The sequence below is a fragment of the Flavobacterium sp. CF108 genome (genome assembly GCF_900129795.1).
GTDB lineage: Bacteria > Bacteroidota > Bacteroidia > Flavobacteriales > Flavobacteriaceae > Flavobacterium.
In genome coordinates this window covers 135,328-154,648 of sequence record NZ_FQWW01000002.1, presented here as the reverse complement: position 1 = coordinate 154,648, position 19,321 = coordinate 135,328, and the positions used below count along the sequence as shown (strand labels likewise).

General features: G+C 34.2%; 12 protein-coding genes. 6 read left to right on the top strand and 6 right to left on the bottom strand.

The genetic code is table 11. The features are described from left to right. The first annotated feature begins 24 nt into the window (after positions 1–24). Positions 25–1,269, top strand: a complete 1,245-nt coding sequence (locus tag BUE10_RS05980; protein ID WP_073483293.1) for a DUF4374 domain-containing protein — start codon at positions 25–27, stop codon at positions 1,267–1,269. A gap of 687 nt (positions 1,270–1,956) precedes the next feature. On the opposite strand, the gene gldA is transcribed toward BUE10_RS05980, so the two are convergent. Continuing rightward, positions 1,957–2,853 (bottom strand): gliding motility-associated ABC transporter ATP-binding subunit GldA, encoded by an 897-nt coding sequence (gene gldA, locus BUE10_RS05975; protein ID WP_073483291.1) that lies wholly within the window; start codon positions 2,851–2,853, stop codon positions 1,957–1,959. Positions 2,854–3,000: 147 nt separating this feature from the next. Here gldA and BUE10_RS05970 point away from each other — a divergent pair, with 147 nt between their 5' ends. After that, positions 3,001–3,579 (top strand): outer membrane beta-barrel protein, encoded by a 579-nt coding sequence (locus tag BUE10_RS05970; RefSeq protein WP_073483289.1) that lies wholly within the window; start codon positions 3,001–3,003, stop codon positions 3,577–3,579. Between the two features lie 377 nt (positions 3,580–3,956). Here the strand turns inward: BUE10_RS05970 and metE are convergent, their stop codons facing one another. After that, positions 3,957–6,278, bottom strand: a complete 2,322-nt coding sequence (gene metE, locus BUE10_RS05965; protein WP_073483287.1) for a 5-methyltetrahydropteroyltriglutamate--homocysteine S-methyltransferase — start codon at positions 6,276–6,278, stop codon at positions 3,957–3,959. 157 nt (positions 6,279–6,435) lie between these two features. Between metE and BUE10_RS05960 the strand changes: the two genes are divergently transcribed. Continuing rightward, positions 6,436–6,897: an Lrp/AsnC family transcriptional regulator gene (locus BUE10_RS05960; RefSeq protein WP_029271860.1), complete on the top strand. Its 462-nt coding sequence runs from the start codon at positions 6,436–6,438 to the stop codon at positions 6,895–6,897. Between the two features lie 248 nt (positions 6,898–7,145). Further along, on the top strand, positions 7,146–8,492 hold the full coding sequence (locus BUE10_RS05955) for a deoxyguanosinetriphosphate triphosphohydrolase (RefSeq protein WP_073483284.1): 1,347 nt from the start codon (positions 7,146–7,148) through the stop codon (positions 8,490–8,492). Between the two features lie 71 nt (positions 8,493–8,563). Here BUE10_RS05955 and BUE10_RS05950 read toward each other — a convergent pair whose 3' ends face one another. The 4 genes from BUE10_RS05950 to BUE10_RS05935 are packed head-to-tail and all read right to left on the bottom strand — an operon-like array spanning position 8,564 to position 12,922. Continuing rightward, on the bottom strand, positions 8,564–9,565 hold the full coding sequence (locus BUE10_RS05950) for a DUF3078 domain-containing protein (RefSeq protein WP_073483282.1): 1,002 nt from the start codon (positions 9,563–9,565) through the stop codon (positions 8,564–8,566). A gap of 36 nt (positions 9,566–9,601) precedes the next feature. Next, positions 9,602–11,389, bottom strand: coding sequence for a 1-deoxy-D-xylulose-5-phosphate synthase (locus BUE10_RS05945; protein WP_073483280.1), 1,788 nt, complete (start codon positions 11,387–11,389; stop codon positions 9,602–9,604). Positions 11,390–11,441: 52 nt separating this feature from the next. Further along, entirely contained in the window at positions 11,442–12,089 is a 648-nt protein-coding gene (locus BUE10_RS05940) for a hypothetical protein (protein ID WP_073483277.1), read from the bottom strand. After that, positions 12,089–12,922: an energy transducer TonB gene (locus BUE10_RS05935; protein WP_073483275.1), complete on the bottom strand. Its 834-nt coding sequence runs from the start codon at positions 12,920–12,922 to the stop codon at positions 12,089–12,091. Before BUE10_RS05935 ends, BUE10_RS05940 begins: the two co-directional genes overlap by 1 nt. A gap of 61 nt (positions 12,923–12,983) precedes the next feature. Between BUE10_RS05935 and BUE10_RS05930 the strand changes: the two genes are divergently transcribed. Continuing rightward, positions 12,984–13,427, top strand: coding sequence for a nucleoside deaminase (locus BUE10_RS05930; RefSeq protein ID WP_073483273.1), 444 nt, complete (start codon positions 12,984–12,986; stop codon positions 13,425–13,427). 169 nt (positions 13,428–13,596) lie between these two features. Then, a complete protein-coding gene (locus BUE10_RS05925; RefSeq protein WP_073483271.1) occupies positions 13,597–19,275 on the top strand; it encodes an alpha-2-macroglobulin family protein in 5,679 nt (1,892 codons plus the stop codon). Positions 19,276–19,321: the final 46 nt, after the last annotated feature.

Below are 19,321 nucleotides of genomic sequence, written 5' to 3'. Positions count from 1 at the left end.
CTACTAAACTAAATTTAAATAATTATGAAAACACTTAAAATTAAAAATCTATTAGCAGTTATGCTAATGTCAGTTACTATATTTTCATGTAGCAGTGAAGATTCTAATACAGATGAACCGGTAACGTTAAGTAAATATGTTATTGGTTACCAAACTGATACCTGGAATGAAAACTACATGTGGAGCTTTAGTTCAATAGACCAGTTAATGACCGGAACTATAGACATGAATGGAAAAGGAATTGAACAAGGCGGTTCGTACATTCCAATTGCTAATACGATGTTTGCAATGGATAGTGAGGCCGAAGGTTCTGCACCATTTTCATTAAATGCTGCCGGAGCATTAGTGGCCGGAAGTCGTGTTTTTATCGAATCTCCGTATGCTTATGGTGTTACCGAAGATAATAAATTATTAATTGTTGGCGCTTCATGGGAAGGCGCAAGTTCAAACAATGAATTAATTGTTTATGATCCTGTAAAACAATTTATTACAAGTCGTAAATTTAACGATTTTGCAACTACTACAGGTCGTTTTGATTTCCCAACTGGTGTAACAGTAGTTGGAGATAAAGTGTTTGTATCTGTATTTAACAGAGATGCAAGTGATGACTGGCAGATAGATCAAAAGCAAGCTTACATTAGAGTTTATGATTACCCATCTTTAACTTTCGTAAAAAGAATTGCCGATCCTCGTACAACTGCAGTTGGTATGTATTATACTAACACGGGTATTATACGCACAGATTCAGGAAATATTTATACTTTCTCTTCAAATGCTAAAGCTGGAGGTTATGCTGTAAAAGAAGATTCTCACTCTGGAATTCTTCGTATTAATAAAGGACAAACAGATTTTGATGCTTCTTATTTCTTCGATCTTCAGGAAAGCACTCTTAACGGAAAAGTACTTGCAGCTTATCCAATTGGAGGAGAAAAAGCATACATCGTTTATCTTCCTGCTGCAGACGATACTGTAGAATGGGGATTCTTACGTCATTATACCTTTAAATTTAAATCTGCAATTATCGACTTACCAACTAAAAAAATAACTGCGGTAACAGGATTACCTGGACACGCTGGTGATAACTATTTTGGTATAGGAAGTTTATTTGTTGAAAATGGAAATGCTTATAAAGCTTTTGTAACAAATGATGAAGTTCGTATTTACAAAATTAATTTAGAAACCGGAGCTGCAACTGCTGGTGCAAAAATAACTGGTGGTGGAACTGATATTTCGGCTATTACTAAATTAACGTATACGCCTCAATTATAATAAAATAGGTTAAAACTTTCTGTTTTAATTTCATATATAACCATATAATCAACGTCATTTACGGACTTGATTATATGGTTTTTTAATAATAACAATTTCATTTTAGAATTACAAAATGTCTATTATTACTTGAAAACACTAAAATCAAATATCATTTCAGTGAAATAAAAAGAGCCTGTCTAAAATTAGCAGGCTCTTTTCTTTCAAAAAAAAATAAAAAACAAAAAAAACAAGTTCAAGGGATTTAAATTCTATATGTAAAGACTGATACATTCATTATGGTTAAAATGTTCTTCATTTCATTTTAGGCTTTTGATGTGTAAATAGGCTTATGTTTTATTGCAAAACAATTTGTTCAATTTTATGAGAAAGCTTTTCTAAAAAGCTTTCTGTTTGATTTAAAATTGAAATGAAGAAACTTTTTATATAGGAGTATAGAAATGACATAATGCTGATATTATAATTTTACATTGGCAAATATAATATTATTTATAACAAGTCTAAATAAAAATAGTTAAAAATTGCATGATAAATTGTCAAACGTTTGATAACGAGTAAATAATGTTTGAAAGAGAAGGGAATTATGAAGAGAAACAAAGATTCTTAGAATAAAAAAACCGATTTATTCCTAAAAATAAATCGGTTTTAATATATCTGATACTGTAAACCGCGACTGCGACTGAAAATTTACTTAGTAATTTCTCTAAAAACAGCTTCCAGGTTTTTATTTTTCTGATTTAACTGTAATGTTTTTAAACCATTTTCAGTAGCAAAGTCGAAAATTGCAGGGCGCATGTCTTTTTCTGTAACAAAAGTTAGTTCCCAAGTCATGTCATGCGTGTTTTTGTACGAAGAAATGTTTTCTAATCTGGCTAAAAGCTGTTCTTCTACCTTATAATCAAACTCTACTTCAATAACTTGCTCTTTGTTTGCAGCAACTAAATGGTCTAATTTATTATCGGCAACAATTTGTCCTTTGTCAATAATTATGACACGATCGCAAATTGCTTCGACTTCCTGCATAATATGTGTCGATAAAAAAATTGTCTTATCCTTACCAATATTTTTGATTACATTTCTAATTTCCATTAACTGATTAGGATCCAGACCTGTAGTTGGTTCATCCAAAATCAAAACATCAGGATTGTGAAGTAAAGCATTCGCAAGACCAACGCGCTGGCGGTATCCTTTTGAGAGCTGGCTGATCTTTTTATGGCTTTCCGGTGTCAGTCCTGTCAGTTGAATTACCTCTTCAATTCTTGACTTCGGTACTTTATATACATCGGCATTAAAAGCCAAATACTCACGAACATACAAATCCAAATATAACGGATTATGCTCTGGTAAATATCCTATCGACTGCTGCACTGCTTTTGCGTTTGTCATGACATCGTGGCTATTTACAAGGGCTGAGCCGCTGTCGGCAAGTAAATAAGTGGTCAAAATTTTCATTAAAGTAGATTTTCCGGCTCCGTTGGGACCAAGAAATCCTACGATTTCTCCTTTCTCAATTTTAAACGAAATTTCATTTAAAGCTTTTTGCTCTCCGTAACTTTTTGATATACTGTTTACTTCTATCGACATGACTTTTTATTTGCTACAAAAGTAAACAGAAATAGTCTCGATTGCTAAAATTTATCTTTTAAAGTAATTATAAAAAATTAAACAGCGCCCAGTATTCACGGCATCGTTATTGTTAAAGGAATGCTAAATTAAAATAAAACCCAAATTATGAAAAAAATTCTAGTGATGGCTGCATTGGCTATCTGCAGTTTTGCAAACGCTCAAAAAGGAACAATCTTAGTAGGTGGAAACATCGGATATTCTTCTGAAACGGTTGACTATACAAATTCTGAAACAAAAAACAATCAATTCAGTTTTTCTCCTAAAGTTGGTTACCAATTTCACGATAACTGGACTGTTGGAGGTGAATTTACTGTAGCTTCTTCAAAAAATGACCAGGGAGTAAACGAATACAAAACAAATGATTTCAAACTTGGAGCATTTGTACGTTATTCTGTGCCATTGAACCAAACTTTCTCAGTATTTGCAGATTTAGGAGCTGGTTTCCAAAATAGAAAAGAGAAAGATTATGTTGGAGCAAATTACACAAAATATAAAGCAGACGGAATGTATGTTGGTATTACTCCGGCTCTTTTCATTAACATGAAAAAAGGTTTTGGTTTAAACTTCAGTATTGGTGGTTTAGGATACGATACATTAAGCTATGATAACAATGGTCCAGATGTTAGTAATTTCTACTTCAACTTCGGACAAACATTTAACATTGGAATTTCTAAAAACTTCTAATCTTAAATTATATATTCAATTTCAGAAAAGCACTCCAATTTGGGGTGCTTTTTTTATTGATAAAATCCCATTGAGTGTATCCTTTGCGCATAAGACGCACTGCGGTGCGTCTCTACGATATGTTTTGTGTTGATTTTTCTTTGATAATCATACACGTATTTTGTTCTGTAGAGATGCACTACAGTGCGTCTACGCAACGAATATCGAATAAAACATTTTATATTAAGCGTATTGTTCGCCAAGATTTTTTGAAAACAAAAAGTCTTCTGCTTAAAAAAAATAATGCCAACAAAAGTGAAGTCGAAACTAAATCATAACTAATTCTCGACTCCACTAAGCTGACATAAAAAACAAAAATATATCTAAAAAGGAAACTATTAATTTACAGGATTTTCAACCGCAGCTCTCATTTCCTGAGCCGCTGCAACCATTTCGATTAAAGCTTTTTTAGTTTCATCCCAATGACGTGTTTTTAAACCACAATCAGGATTTACCCATAATTGATCTACAGGAATCACAGCCGAAGCTTTCTCTAATAAACGAACCATTTCTGCGCTCGAAGGCACACGCGGTGAGTGGATATCATAAACCCCAGGTCCAATTTCGTTTGGATATTTAAAGTTGGCAAAAGCATCTAAAAGTTCCATTTGCGAACGAGAACATTCAATTGTAATAACATCCGCATCCATATCGGCAATGTTTTGAATAATGTCGTTGAATTCACTGTAACACATGTGCGTATGGATTTGAGTATCATCATTTACACCGCTTGCAGAAATTCTAAAAGCTTTTACAGCCCAGTCTAAATATTTCGCCCATTCTTCTTTTCGCAATGGTAAACCTTCACGAATTGCAGGCTCATCAATTTGAATAATTTTAATTCCCGCTTTTTCTAAATCCACAACTTCATCACGAATTGCCAATGCAATTTGTGTACAAGTTTCAGAACGAGGCTGATCGTTACGTACAAACGACCATTGTAAAATTGTTACTGGTCCAGTAAGCATTCCTTTTACCCATTTTGGCGTTAAAGACTGCGCATATTTAGACCATTTTACCGTCATTGGGTTTGGTCTTGATACATCACCGTAAATAACCGGAGGTTTCACACATCGGCTTCCGTAACTTTGAACCCAGCCATTTTTTGTAAAAGTAAATCCGGCTAATTGTTCACCGAAATATTCCACCATATCATTACGTTCAAATTCTCCGTGAACCAGAACATCAATTCCGGTTTCTTCCTGAAAACGAATCGTTGCTTCGGTTTCTTTTTCGATTAAATCATTGTATTGTTCTGTAGTTAATTCACCTTTTTTGAATTTCGCTCTCCAGCTTCTCACTTCAGCCGTTTGAGGGAAAGAACCAATTGTTGTTGTTGGAAATAACGGAAGATTCAACGCTTCAATCTGGCTTTTTCTTCTTGCTGCAAAAGCACTTTTACGTTTATCATCAGCAGCTGTAATTCCGGCAACACGTGCTTTAACTTCGTTATTATGAATTAATTTTGAAGTTTTACGGTTTTCATTTGCAATTACATTTCTTTCGTAATCAACAGAAGTTTTAACATCAACTTCTCCTGAACTAATTTGTTTTAAAAGAACAATTTCATTGATTTTCTGCTTCGCAAAAGCAAGCCATTGTTTGATTTCAGGCGTTAAAGTCTGATCGTTTGTTTCTAAATCTAAATCGCAAGGGCTGTGGATTAAAGAGCAAGAAGGCCCAACTAAAACTCTGTCTTTACCTAAAACATCAGTTGCTTTTTTGATTAATTCTAAAGATTTTTTGAAATCATTTTTCCAGATATTTCTTCCGTCAACAACTCCTAATGAAAGATTTACGTTTGAAGCTAGTTTTCCGGATTCTAAAATATCATCTAATTGAAGCGGACAGCGAACTAAATCTAAATGGAATGTATCAACTGGTAAAGCCAAAGCTGTTTCTAAGTTTTCTCCGAAACAATCAAAATAATTCGCTAAAATGATTTTAAGTTTTGGGAAACGAATATTGATTTCGTTATAAACCTGCGTAAAAGTATTTCTTTCTTTATCCGTTAAATTTAAAGCTAAGAAAGGTTCGTCAAGCTGAATATATTCTGCTTTTTCTGCTTGTAATTTTTCGAAAATTTCGAAGTAAACAGGCAATAAAGCGTCAATAAGATCAATTCGGTTAAAACCTTCTTCTTTTTCTTTTCCTAAAAGTAAATACGAAATTGGCCCAATTAAAACTGGTTTTGTTGCAATTCCTAAAGCATTTGCTTCTTTAAATTCATTGATTATTTTTTCTGAAAACAATTCAAATTTTTGGTTCTTTGTAAATTCAGGAACAATATAATGATAGTTTGTGTCGAACCATTTTGTCATTTCCATTGCTACAACATCCTGACCTTCTTTTTGTGCGCCTCTTGCCATTGCAAAATACAAGTCAAGAGATGAATTTTTTCTTGCGAATTCGTGGTAACGCTGCGGAATTGCACCAACTGTCAAAGTCAAATCCAAAACCTGATCATAAAAAGAAAAGTCATTCGACGGAATTAAATCTACTCCGGCTTGTGATTGTAAATGCCAGTTTTTGATACGGATTTCTTTTCCGGCATCGATAAGTTCATCTGCCGAAATTTTTCCTGCCCAATACAATTCGCTGGCTTTTTTTAATTCTCTGTTGCTCCCGATTCTTGGATAACCTAAATTATTTGTTTTCATTTTGATTTCAGTATTTTTTACTGAACAAATTTATTGTATTAGATTTTATAACTTATATTTGAGATTTATTTCAGTAAAATGTGTTTTAAAAGTGATTTTAAAAAGATTTTATTACTGTGAATATCTTTTAAATGAACCTTTAGCCGTAAAAAAAACTATGGAAAACCTCGATAAAACCGATTTGCTGATACTGAAACACCTTCAGGAAAACTCAAATATCAACACAAAAGACCTCGCAAGTAAATTATTTCTTACTGTAACGCCAGTTTATGAACGAATAAAAAGGTTAGAAAGAGATGGTTTTATAACAAAGTATGTCGCATTACTTGACAGGAAAAAAATGAACCGCGGCATGACGGTTTTTTGCAATGTCCGTTTAAAAGAACACGCCAAAAACGTGGGAAGCAATTTTGTAAAAGATATTGTAGCACTTCCTGAAATTATAGAATGTTATAATATTGCCGGCGATTACGATTTTATGCTAAAAATTCTGGTACAGGATATGGCTAGTTATCAAGATTTTGTAATGAATAAATTGTCGACAATAGAAAACATCGGAAATACAAACAGTATTTTTGTAATGGGAGAAATAAAACACAGCACCGCATTAGAGTTTTAATATTATTTTGCCACAGATTACACAGATTATAATGATTTTTTTTTAGATTTTTTGCCACGAATTTCACGAATTTCCACAAATCATTGTGCTTAAATTAATTCGTGAATTCGTGGCGAACAAAACATCTAATCTTTTAAATCAAATTAATCTGCGTCCTATTTTTATTTAATATTATCCTAAAATAAAATGTATTTTTGACCTTTAGATCCTCAATCTAAAATCAATAATCTACAATCTAAAATAGAAAAATGAACTGGGAACAACTTTTATCATTAAAACGTCAGGGCGATACAAGCAAAAGATTACGTGTAGAACAAGATGATACACGATTAGGTTTTGAAGTTGATTACGACCGAATTATTTTTTCGGCTGCATTTCGTTCTCTGCAGGATAAAACCCAGGTAATTCCGCTTTCTAAAACAGATTTCGTACATACCAGATTAACACACAGTTTAGAAGTTTCTGTTGTGGGAAGATCTTTAGGGCGTTTGGTAGGTAAAAAAATCATCGAAAAATACCCTTATTTAAAAGAAATTCACGGTTATCATATGAATGATTTTGGGGCAATTGTGGCCGCAGCTTCATTAGCGCATGATATTGGGAATCCGCCTTTTGGGCATTCTGGTGAAAAAGCAATTGGCGAATATTTTTCTACCGGAAAAGGGTTAAAATACAAAGATAAACTAACAGCAAAACAATGGCAGGATTTAATTGATTTTGAGGGAAATGCCAATGGATTTTCGGTACTAACGGCAAGCCGCCCGGGAATTGAAGGCGGACTTAGGATTTCATATGCAACATTAGGTGCTTTTATGAAATATCCGAAAGAAAGTCTTCCGAAAAAACCAACCAATAATATTGCTGATAAAAAATACGGTTTCTTCCAGACAGATAAAGCTTTTTTTGAAGAAGTGGCCGAAGATATGGGAATGATCCCAAATAAAGAAGAGGGCGATATTGGTTTTGAAAGACATCCTTTAGCCTATCTTGTTGAAGCTGCGGATGATATTTGCTACACTATTATTGATTTTGAAGATGGAATCAATCTTGGTTTAGTTTCTGAAGATTATGCTTTAGAATACTTAATCAAATTAGTAAAAGACAATATTGGAGTTGCCAAATATAAATTGTTAGAAACAAAAGAAGACAGAATAAGTTATTTACGTGCCTTAGCAATTAACGCTTTAATTAATGATGCTGTAGATGTTTTTGTCGAAAATGAAGAAGCAATTCTAGCTGGAAATTTCCCTTTTGCTTTAACCGATAAAAGTAAATACAAAGCGCAGATGAATGATATCATCAACTTAAGTGTTGAAAAAATCTACCAAAGCCGCGAAGTTATTGAAAAAGAAATTGTAGGGTATCAAATCATTCAAACCCTGCTTGATAAGTTTATCACAGCATTCAATAATAAATATGAAGGAACAGCATCAAATTACGATAAGCTAATCCTGAAAATGCTGCCAGAAAAACATCATTTAGAAAAAGGCAATTTATATGAGCGCCTGCTTCATATTTGTCATTATGTTTCACTTTTAACGGATGGGAATGCATTAGAATTATACGAAATGATTCAGGGAAGAAAAAAGAATTAATTTTCAAATTAGATTATAAAAAAGTGCCTGTAAATATTTACAGGCACTTTTTTTATAAAATGAATTTTTATTTATTGAAAAGCATAAACTAAACCAACTCCAAGAACCTGACGTAATTGCGCTCGTGGTCCGTCGTTAACCTGTGAAGTACTTCCGGTTACAGGATCGACAACATCTTTTTTAGTTTTAATATCGTCGTCATATACTAGGTGAACACCAATATTTGCTTTTACATAAGCGTTTACAACAAGGTCTAAACGTGTGTCGTAATCAACATCGACATTTCCAAATCTGTTTAAATAGTCAGTATATAAGCTTAATCTGTTTTCGTAAAAAATGTTTTTAAAGATTTCGCTTTTCATATATCCGGTAAAAAGAATACCAAATTCCGCCTTTACTTTCTGCCCTTCCTCAACTAAAATTTGATTATTAGGATCTAAAGGATCTGTCATATAAACCGCTTTTTTAACACCAAAAGAACCTTGATTTGCCAAGTATTGATCTAATACCAAAGTAGTTTTTAACGTAATAGGAGAGAAGTAAAAAGTCCTGTTTTTCTTTTTGTTTGAATTCTCAGCTCCCGCTCCCAGAAAGATATAAGCTGGTGCAAAAGGCTTAGAGATTGCAATATCACGATTTGGATAATTGTAACCGTTTGTAAATTGTGTATTGAAGTTGAACTTAGCAGAATAATACCAGTTTGAAACAGTATCTTTTCTAAAACCGTATGTTGAGTTTAATAAAACAGCGTCATCCGTTTTTCTAAGTTCCGTTCCGTCCTGTTTGTTTAAACCATATTTAACAATAAGCTCGTTAACCCATTTATGATTTCCTTTTGCGTAAGTTCGTCCAAATTCGCCTTTAAATAAACCAGAAATAGAACTTGTTCCCCCCGCACTCCAGTTCACAAAAGCGATCTCTGAAATATCAAAACCTAATTGATTTTTTTTAGTCCAGTTTGAAGGCAGTTTTGGTAATTGATTTGGATCTAAAGTCGTCTGTATAAGCTGTGCAAAGTTTTTTGAAGTACACAGTAACAACAAAAGCAAAAGGGTAGAACGTAATAATTTCATTAGGCTTATTTTTGTATTTTTGGTGTTGCAAAATAATTATTTTACACCGTTTGAAAAAAGTTTTATTAAAGATTTAACGTCAATTTCACACAATTGTTGTAGCTGCAGCACGCTTCCATGCTCGATAAACTGGTCAGGAATGCCTAAGATTTTGATCTTATTTTTGAAGTTATTTGCAGCAGCAAATTCTAAAACAGCACTTCCAAATCCGCCTTTTTTTGCACCATCTTCTATCGTAATTATATTTTCAAAAGTTGAAAAAATAATATCTAACATTATGATATCCAATGGTTTAATAAAAGAGAAGTCATAATGCGCCAGCTCATCTGAATTAGAACATTGATTTATAGCTTCGATTACATTATTTCCAATTGCTCCTGTAGATAAAATGGCCGTTTTTGTACCTTTTTTTAAGCAGTTTCCTTCGCCAATATTAGTTTTTTCGTAATGTCCGAAATTTTCTACTTCCCAGTTTTGTAAGACACCGCGTCCTCTTGGATATCGAATCGCAATAGGATGATTTAAGCCTAATTGTGCCGTATATAAAATGTTTTGAAGCGCAATTTCATTAATTGGCGCATAAATAATCATGTTCGGGATAGAACGCAGATAAGCAATGTCAAAAACACCGTGATGCGTTGCACCGTCTTCGCCAACTAAACCGGCTCTGTCTAAACAAAAAATAACGGGTAAATTTTGCAAAGCCACGTCATGAATAACCTGATCGTAAGCGCGCTGTAAAAAAGTTGAATAAATGTTGCAATAAACGATCATTCCCTGAGTTGCCATTCCGGCAGCAAGAGTTACAGCATGTTGTTCTGCAATTCCCACATCAAAAGCACGTTCCGGCAGTTCATCCATCATAAATTTTAAAGAACTTCCGGATGGCATTGCGGGTGTGATTCCTATTATTTTTTCGTTCTTTTTGGCTAAATCTAAAATAGTTAAGCCAAAAACATCCTGATATTTTGGTGGAAGATTTTCTTCTGATTTTAAATGAATTTCTCCCGTTGAAGCATCAAATTTTCCGGGCGCATGATATTTCACCTGATTTTCTTCTGCTTGCTGCAAACCTTTTCCTTTTGTAGTTACAATATGAAGAAATTTTGGCCCTTTAATCTTTTTTAATCGGTTTAATTCTTTGATTAAAGTTGGAAAATCATGGCCGTCAATTGGGCCGGAATAATCAAAATTCAGAGATTTTATAATGTTATTCTGCTTCGGATTTTTTCCGTTTTTAACAGCAGTCAGATATTTTTTTAAAGCGCCAACACTTGGATCAATCCCAATCGCGTTGTCGTTTAAAATTACAAGAATATTAGCATCGGTAACTCCGGCATGGTTTAAACCTTCAAAAGCCATTCCGCTTGCGATAGAAGCATCGCCGATAACCGCAATGTGCTGTTTGTCAAAATCGCCTTTTAGTTTAGAAGCAATCGCCATTCCCAATGCTGCAGAAATAGAAGTAGAAGAATGTCCTACTCCAAAAGTATCATAAATACTTTCCGCTCTTTTTGGGAAACCCGAAATTCCTCCAATTTGTCTGTTAGTATGAAAAATTTCCCTTCTTTCAGTTAAAATTTTATGTCCGTATGCCTGATGGCCAACATCCCAAACCAATAAATCTTCGGGCGTATTAAAAACATAATGCAAAGCAATTGTCAGTTCGATTACACCTAAACTGGCACCCAAATGCCCTTCTTTTACAGAAACCACATCAATAATAAACTGGCGTAATTCCTGAGCAACCTCAGTAAGCTGCTCTTCTTTTAAAAGACGTAAATCGGCAGGATTGTATATGTTCGAAAGTAAATTGCTTTTCATTGTAAGGTAAAAAGCAAATTTACGGTTTTAAATTTAATTTTTTCGCTGAGTGCTATTTCAATAAAATAGGCACAGAATATTGCATCTTGATTTTTTTTCCGTTGGATTCACCCGGCTGCCATTTCGGACATAAACTTAAAACTCTTATAATTTCTTTTTGCAAAGGTTCTTCAACTGCTGGAGAACATTCAAGAAAAGATACACTGCCGTTTTTTTCTACTGCAAATGCCAGATTAAGATTCAGTTTCCAATAACTTACGTTTTCAGGTTTTTTAAACTCTTTCATAAAAAAGCTGTGAAATTGGTCAATCCCGCCTGGGAATTCGGCATTGATTTGAGTTGGAGATTTTTCAGCAATTTCTTCGACTCCTTTTTTTGAAGGAATGCTTGTTTTTTCTAATTTTGGAGATGATGTTTTTTCTGATTTTAGATCGTTGTTTTCTTTTTGTTTTACCAACTTATCGTGATCATTTTTTTGCGGAGATGATATTTTAACTGAATTCTTATTTGTTGGAGTTTCGTTTATTATAGCCGATTTTGCTGCAGAAGGGTTTGAAACAGTTTCAACTTTTTCAGTTTTTTGTTTCTTTTCGTCTTTGTTTTGACAGCTGAACAACATTGTCCCGATAGTGGTAAACAACATAGACAGCAATAATCTGTAATATAATGGTTGAGTGATTATTTTATGTTTTCTTTCCATTATTTAATTGTAATTGGTAAAGTGTAAGAGGAACGAACAATGGCATTATTTCGTTTTCCCGGAATCCAATTTGGAGCTGTTTTTAAAACTCTAATAGCTTCTTCTCCTATTTCTTTCGGGGTATTATTAACGATGTTGAAATTACTCAAACTGCCATCTTCTTCTATAACAAATAGGATAGATATTTTTCCCTTAAACTTTTCTGTTTTATTTGGGGCAACATAATTTTTGGCGAAAAACTCATGGAATTTTTTCATCCCACTTTCTGGAACAGGTGAAGCGTCCAAATCTGTTGAATTATATATACTGTGATAATGAAAACTCCCTGTTTGAATAGAATTAGGAGGAATCAGATCTCCCATTATAATTCTCTCTCTGGCTTTTTTTGGTTTTGCTTTTTTAGCTTCGATTTCATGCCCATAACAGGAGGAAACATCTTCACTTTCATCTTGATTTTGTGTGGTATTGTCAACAATTTCGATTCTATCAATTTTGTTTTTGTTGCCATCTTTATCTGCACAGCTAAACAAAGTAGTTCCCATTGCAATAAACAAAGCCAGCAAAAACATTTTATGATATTTTGTTTGTGTGTATAAAACCCGACTCGGAATTTGAATTGTAATGGTTTCTAATTGCGAATTTTTAAATCTTCCGCAAATTCTTTCATTTTGATTTTGAATGAAAAAATGCTGAATTTCATCAGGAAGCATTGATGTAAAATCAACAACCGTTTTAGAACAGCTCAAACAAAAACGTCCATTTCCATCTGGAGTCATTTTGTTCCAGTTTTCACCACAAGGTTTTGGAATCGTTATTTTATGTTTTTCTTCCATATTCAAATATCAAAAAATAAATGTAATAAAAAATAAGTTCTAAAATCCTATTTTTGCAATTATGGAAAACCCTTTCACCGACGAATATTTCATGAAAAAAGCCCTGCAGGAAGCCGAAGAAGCTTTTGCAAAAGGCGAAATTCCTGTTGGAGCCATTATTGTTGTGGCCGATAAAGTAATTGCAAGAAGCCATAATTTGACAGAATTACTTAATGATGTAACGGCTCATGCCGAAATGCAGTCGATAACCGCAGCTGCAAATTTTCTTGGCGGAAAATATTTAAAAGACTGTACGCTTTATGTAACGCTTGAACCTTGCCAAATGTGTGCGGGTGCTTTGTACTGGAGTCAGATTTCGAAAATCGTTTTTGGCGCACGCGACGAACAGCGTGGCTTTATCAATATGGGAACAAAACTTCACCCAAAAACAACTGTAGTTTCTGGCATAATGGCTAATGAAGCCGCAGATTTAATGAAGCGTTTTTTTCTTGAAAGGCGTAAATAATAGATTAAACTTCAACAAAAGTTAAATAATTATTGCTAAAGAATTTTCTTCTTAAAGAATCAAAAAATACGTTACTTTTATTGTAATTTAATTTGTGTTTTGCTGTTAAGACTTTAAACAGCAGACAGTGTTAAATTACTAACTTGTTAACCATTAACTCTAAATAAAAGTGAAAGCAAAAGGTTTAGTTCTCGTATTTTTTGTGTTTTTTATTTTTCAATCCTGCGGCAGAAAATCGGCTGCAGATTTCAATTCAGATTTTTCATTATTTAAAGAGTACATAACCAGCTTTACAAGCGGAATCGTTTCCTCCGATTCTGATATCCGAGTCGTTTTGGCCTTCGATAAAAATGATTGGAAACCCAATCAAGAGTTAGACGACGATTTGTTTGATATTTCACCAAACGTTCACGGAAAAGTAGTAGCACTTTCTACCAATACAATTGCTTTTATTCCTGAGAAAAAATTAAATCCGGGAACAGAATATCAGGTTACTTTAAACTTAGATAAGCTGACAGCAATTCCAAAAGAAAAGGAAAAAGACCTTTCTAAATTCAACTTTACAGTTAAAACAGTTAAGCAGGATTTTACCATAAATACCGGCGATATTCAATCGTACAGTAAAGAATATCAATATTTAAACTGCGTTTTAAAAACAGCAGATAAAATTGATCTTGAAACTGCTCAAAAACTGGTTGAAGCCAAGCAAAAAGGAAATAATCTTAAAATTAAATTTGAGAAAACGTCTGGTCCTGCAAAAGAATTCCGTTTTATAATTGACAGCATTCAGCGTTTTTCTGAAGCTTCAAATTTGGAAATTATATATGACGGAAATGATTTTGATATCGATCAAAAAGGACAAATCGATTTCCCGATTACAAGTATAAACGAATTTAAAATTATAAAAGTTGAAGTTCCCGATGGAAGCAATCAATCGGTTTCAATTAATTTTTCTGAACCTTTAGAAAAAGGACAGGATTTTGCCGGATTGGTTTCGATTCAGAACACCAACAACCTAAAATTTTCTACACAAGGGAATTTACTAAAAGTATATTTTACAAACGAAAATGCTCCTAAAAAAGAGGAACCAGCTCCAGTTGTTGTTGAGGAAGAAACGGCAGAAGTTACCGTTGATTCTGCTGCAGTTGCTGTCGATTCAGCCGCTGCTGTTGTTGAAGCTCCGGTAGAAGATATAGTGGAAGTTGTTCCCGATGAAGAGCCGGAACAAGTGATTACCGGAGAATTGCTTCTCGAAGTTTTTCAGGGAATTGAAAGCCAGTATGGCAAAAAAATGGAGGCCAATTATTCTGAAAAAATCTCTTTTGATCAGATAAAACCAAGCGTACGTTTCGTTAAAAACGGAACAATTCTGCCAAGTTCAAATAATTTGAAGCTGAACTTTGAAGCCGTAAATTTAAGTGCCGTTGATGTAAAGATTTATAAAATTTACAAAAACAATATTCTGCAGTTTCTTCAATATAACGAATTAAACGGCGCGCAAAACCTCAAAAAAGTGGCGCAGCCTATTGCGAAAACCACACTTAATTTAAGGGAAAGTACGCTCGTAAATCTAACGAAATGGAATACGTATGCCTTAGATTTATCTAAAATTATAAAACCAGAACCGGGAGCGATTTATAGAGTTGAGTTTGAATATAAAAAGAAATATGCCCTTTATAAATGCGAAACATCAGACGGAAATCAGGATGAAACAGAGGAAGAAGAAGTTGATGAAAATGATGTAAACTACAGCGGAAACTCATACGATGATTATTACTATGATGATTATGAATGGCGAGAAAGTCAGGATCCTTGCTCTGGATCGTATTATTATAATGCGAAAATTGCAACGAATATTCTGGCTTCAGATTTAGGGGTTATTGCGAAAAGAGGCGAAAATAAATCGTATTTATTTGCTGTAAATAATATTGTAACGACAGAACCAGTTTCGAACGCAAGAGTTGATTTGTATAATTTTCAACAGCAAAAAATCGCAACACAAGCAACAAGCAGCGAAGGAATTGCTTCTTTCCAGCTGGATAAATTCGCCTATTTTGCAATTGTTAGCTTAGGCGATCAATCGACTTATGTGAAACTGGATGACGGACTTTCGTTATCTGTTAGTAATTTTGATGTTGCCGGCGAGACTTTACAAAAAGGTTTAAAAGGATTTATTTACGGAGAAAGGGGCGTTTGGCGTCCGGGAGATAATTTGTATTTATCTTTTATTTTGAATGATGCAGCAAATAAACTTCCGAAATCGCATCCGATAAAATTCAGATTAAACGATCCGAACGGAAAAACCGTTTATCAAACCGTTCAAAAAACGAATGATTTAAACCATTATGCCTTTATAGTTCCAACAAATCAAGATGCGCCAACCGGAAACTGGGAGGCGATGGTAAGCGTTGGAGGTGCTAAATTCTATAAGAGTATTAAAATAGAAACGATTAAACCAAATCGTTTAAAAATCAAAAATACCTTTACCAGAAAAACACTTTCATCATCTTATCCAAATACAGATAATCTGGAAGTAACATGGCTTCATGGTGCAATTGCCAAAAATTTAAATGTAGAAATGCAGGCTAAATTTTCGCAGCAAACCACAACATTTAAAGGCTATGAAAAATATACTTTTGATGATATGGTTCGTCAGTTTAGTACAGAAGAAATCAATGTATTTTCAGGTAAATTAAATGAAAGCGGAAAGGCTTCTGTAAATATTCAGCCAAAATTACAAGGTCAGGCACCGGGAATGCTTCGCGCTTCATTTATTACAAAAGTATATGAAGAAGGCGGGGATTTTAGTACCGATGTTATTTCGACAACTTATTCTCCATATAAAACTTATGTTGGAGTAAAATCGCCTGAATTGAATAAATATAACATGCTTGAAACCAGAACGAATAATCGTTTTGAAGTCGTAACGGTTGATGAAAACGGAAGACCAAAAGCAGTTCGAAATCTTGAAGTAAGAATTTACAAAGTAGATTGGAGATGGTGGTGGGATTCTTCAAGTGATAATTTGTCGAATTATAATTCATCGAACTCGACAACATCTTATAAATCTACAGTAATTAATACGGATTCAAGCGGAAAAGGAAGTTTTCAATTTGCTTTAACCGATGAAGAATGGGGACGTTATTTAATTCGTGTTGAAGATCCAAACGACGGACATGCAACTGCTTTAACCGTAAATATCGACTGGCCAATTTGGTCTGGAAAAACTAGAAACAGAGACGCTTCTACAGCTAATATGTTAGTTTTTTCTACCGATAAAAAGAATTATGCTGTTGGAGAAAAAGCGCAAATCTCTTTCCCTTCAAGCGAAGGCGGACGAGCTTTAATTTCTATAGAAAATGGTTCTCGCGTTGTACAAACACTTTGGGCAGAAACCAAAAATGGAGAAACAAAAGTCGAAGTTCCAATTACGGGAGCGATGGCGCCAAATGTGTATTTTAATATCACGTTATTACAGCCGCACGCATCGATTAAAAACGATTCGCCAATTCGTATGTACGGAATCGTTCCGATTGAAGTGGTGGATAAAAACACGATTCTGGCACCGACAATTAATATGCCTGATGTCTTAAAACCAGAACAGCCTTTTACAGTTAAAGTAGGCGAGAAAACTGGAAAAGAAATGACGTACACAATTGCAGTTGTCGATGAAGGATTGCTGGATTTAACTCGTTTTAAAACTCCAAATGCATGGGATAGTTTTTATGTACGTGAAGCATTAGGAGTAAAAACATGGGACGTTTACGATGATGTAATTGGCGCTTATGGTGGAAAAATAAACCAGATTTTCAGTATTGGTGGAGATCAGGATTTAGGAGGCGGAAAAGCTAAAAAAGCAAACCGTTTTAAACCAGTTGTATTGTATTATGGTCCGTTTAAATTAGAAAAAGGAGAAACGAAATCGCATCAATTAAAACTTCCAAAATACATTGGTTCTGTTAGAACAATGATTGTTGCCGGGGATGCTGCGACAAGCGCTTACGGAAGTGTAGAAAAAGCAACTCCTGTTAGAAGTCCGTTGATGGTTTTGGCTTCGCTGCCAAGAAAAATTTCGCCTTCAGAAAAAGTGACGATTCCGGTTACTGTTTTTGCAACTGAAAATAATATCAAAAATGTTTCTATTCAGATCAAAACAAGTAACGGATTAAAAGTTGTGGGAAGCGCAGTTCAAAAACTAAGTTTTGCACAGCCAGACGAAAAAATGGCGTATTTCAATTTGGTTGTAGGTTCTGCAACTGGAATTGCAAAAGTGCAGGTAATTGCAACATCTGGAAATGAGAAATCATCTTATGATGTTGAAATTGACATGACAAACCCGAATCCGGTTACGAGTACTTTTACAGATGTTATTTTGACTCCAAACAGTACAAAAACACTTTCGTGGAAAACATTTGGTGTTGCCGGAAGTAATAAAGCAAGATTAGAAGTTTCGTCAATGCCATCGATGAATTTGAACGGAAGACTGCAATACTTAATTCAATATCCACATGGTTGTGTAGAGCAGACAACTTCGTCAGTTTTTCCGCAATTATTTTTAAGTGATGTTGCCGATATTGATGCAAAACGTAAAGATATTATCCAAAAAAATATTGCAGCCGGAATACAGAGATTAGGAAACTTCCAGTTATCAAACGGAGGATTAACTTACTGGCAAGGAGGTACAATTGCAGACGATTGGGGAACTTCGTACGCCGGACATTTCTTGATTGAAGCAGAGAAAAAAGGATATGTACTGCCAATTAATTTCAAATCAAAATGGTTGTCTTATCAACAGAAAGAAGCGAAACAATGGCGTTTTGAACCTAAATATGGAAACGATCTGGCTCAGGCTTATAGATTATATACTCTAGCTTTAGCAGGAAATGCCGATTTATCGTCAATGAACAGATTACGCGAAACAAAATCAATTTCGAATGAAAGTAAACTTCGTTTAGCTGCCGCTTATGTTTTAGCCGGACAAAAATCGGCTGGACAGAATTTGTTACTAAAAACAAGTATTGATGGAGATTCAGACGGTTATAATTATTACTATTATGGTTCAGACGAGAGAAACCGAGCAATGGCTTTAGAAACGCTTCTTCTTTTAGATCAAAAGCAAAAAGCATTTACAACGGCGACAAAATTAGCCAAAGAAATGTCAGCAAATCAATGGATGAGTACACAGACAACAGCTTATTGTTTGTATTCAATGTCGAAATTTGCCATAAGTAACGGTCCAAAAGGAATCAATATCCAGTTTAGTAAAAACGGTAAAGGAGAAACTATAAACACGCAAAAAACAATTGCAGATCGTAGTTTGTCTGCTGCCAGCGGAACAAATAACATCACCTTAAAAAACCTTAAAAATAATACGGTTTATGTTCGTGTATTGAACACTGGAATTTTACCAATAGGAAATGAAAATGCTGTTCAAAGTGATGTTTCGGCAAGTATTGTTTTCAAAAACAGAAAAGGAAGTACTATTGATGTTTCAAGAATTAGTCAAGGAACAGAATTTATTGCTGAGGTTACAATTAAAAACCAAAGAAATGAAAGTATTCAAAATGTGGCGTTATCACAAATTCTGCCTTCTGGATTCGAAATTGTAAATACACGTTTCACAGATTACGGAGACGCAGTAAATAATATTGCCGATTATATTGATATACGCGACGACAGAACTAATTTCTATTTCGGAATGAAATCCAGAGAAACTAAAGTTTTCAGAATTCTGTTAAACGCATCATATCTAGGAAATTATTATTTGCCAGGTTTACAATGCGAAGCCATGTATGACAATACATTCCTGGCAAGAACAAAAGGATTCTGGGTTGAGGTTGTGAAATAAATTTATGGCCCACGGATTGCACGGATGAAACGGGTTTTCGCAGAGT

Excerpts from the sequence above, each read along its gene's own strand:
- BUE10_RS05980 (WP_073483293.1), top strand. The coding sequence starts at position 25 with ATGAAAACACTTAAAATTAAAAATCTATTAGCAGTTATGCTAATGTCA.
- gldA (WP_073483291.1), bottom strand. The coding sequence starts at position 2,853 with ATGTCGATAGAAGTAAACAGTATATCAAAAAGTTACGGAGAGCAAAAA.
- BUE10_RS05970 (WP_073483289.1), top strand. The coding sequence starts at position 3,001 with ATGAAAAAAATTCTAGTGATGGCTGCATTGGCTATCTGCAGTTTTGCA.
- metE (WP_073483287.1), bottom strand. The coding sequence starts at position 6,278 with ATGAAAACAAATAATTTAGGTTATCCAAGAATCGGGAGCAACAGAGAA.
- BUE10_RS05960 (WP_029271860.1), top strand. The coding sequence starts at position 6,436 with ATGGAAAACCTCGATAAAACCGATTTGCTGATACTGAAACACCTTCAG.
- BUE10_RS05955 (WP_073483284.1), top strand. The coding sequence starts at position 7,146 with ATGAACTGGGAACAACTTTTATCATTAAAACGTCAGGGCGATACAAGC.
- BUE10_RS05950 (WP_073483282.1), bottom strand. The coding sequence starts at position 9,565 with ATGAAATTATTACGTTCTACCCTTTTGCTTTTGTTGTTACTGTGTACT.
- BUE10_RS05945 (WP_073483280.1), bottom strand. The coding sequence starts at position 11,389 with ATGAAAAGCAATTTACTTTCGAACATATACAATCCTGCCGATTTACGT.
- BUE10_RS05940 (WP_073483277.1), bottom strand. The coding sequence starts at position 12,089 with ATGGAAAGAAAACATAAAATAATCACTCAACCATTATATTACAGATTA.
- BUE10_RS05935 (WP_073483275.1), bottom strand. The coding sequence starts at position 12,922 with ATGGAAGAAAAACATAAAATAACGATTCCAAAACCTTGTGGTGAAAAC.
- BUE10_RS05930 (WP_073483273.1), top strand. The coding sequence starts at position 12,984 with ATGGAAAACCCTTTCACCGACGAATATTTCATGAAAAAAGCCCTGCAG.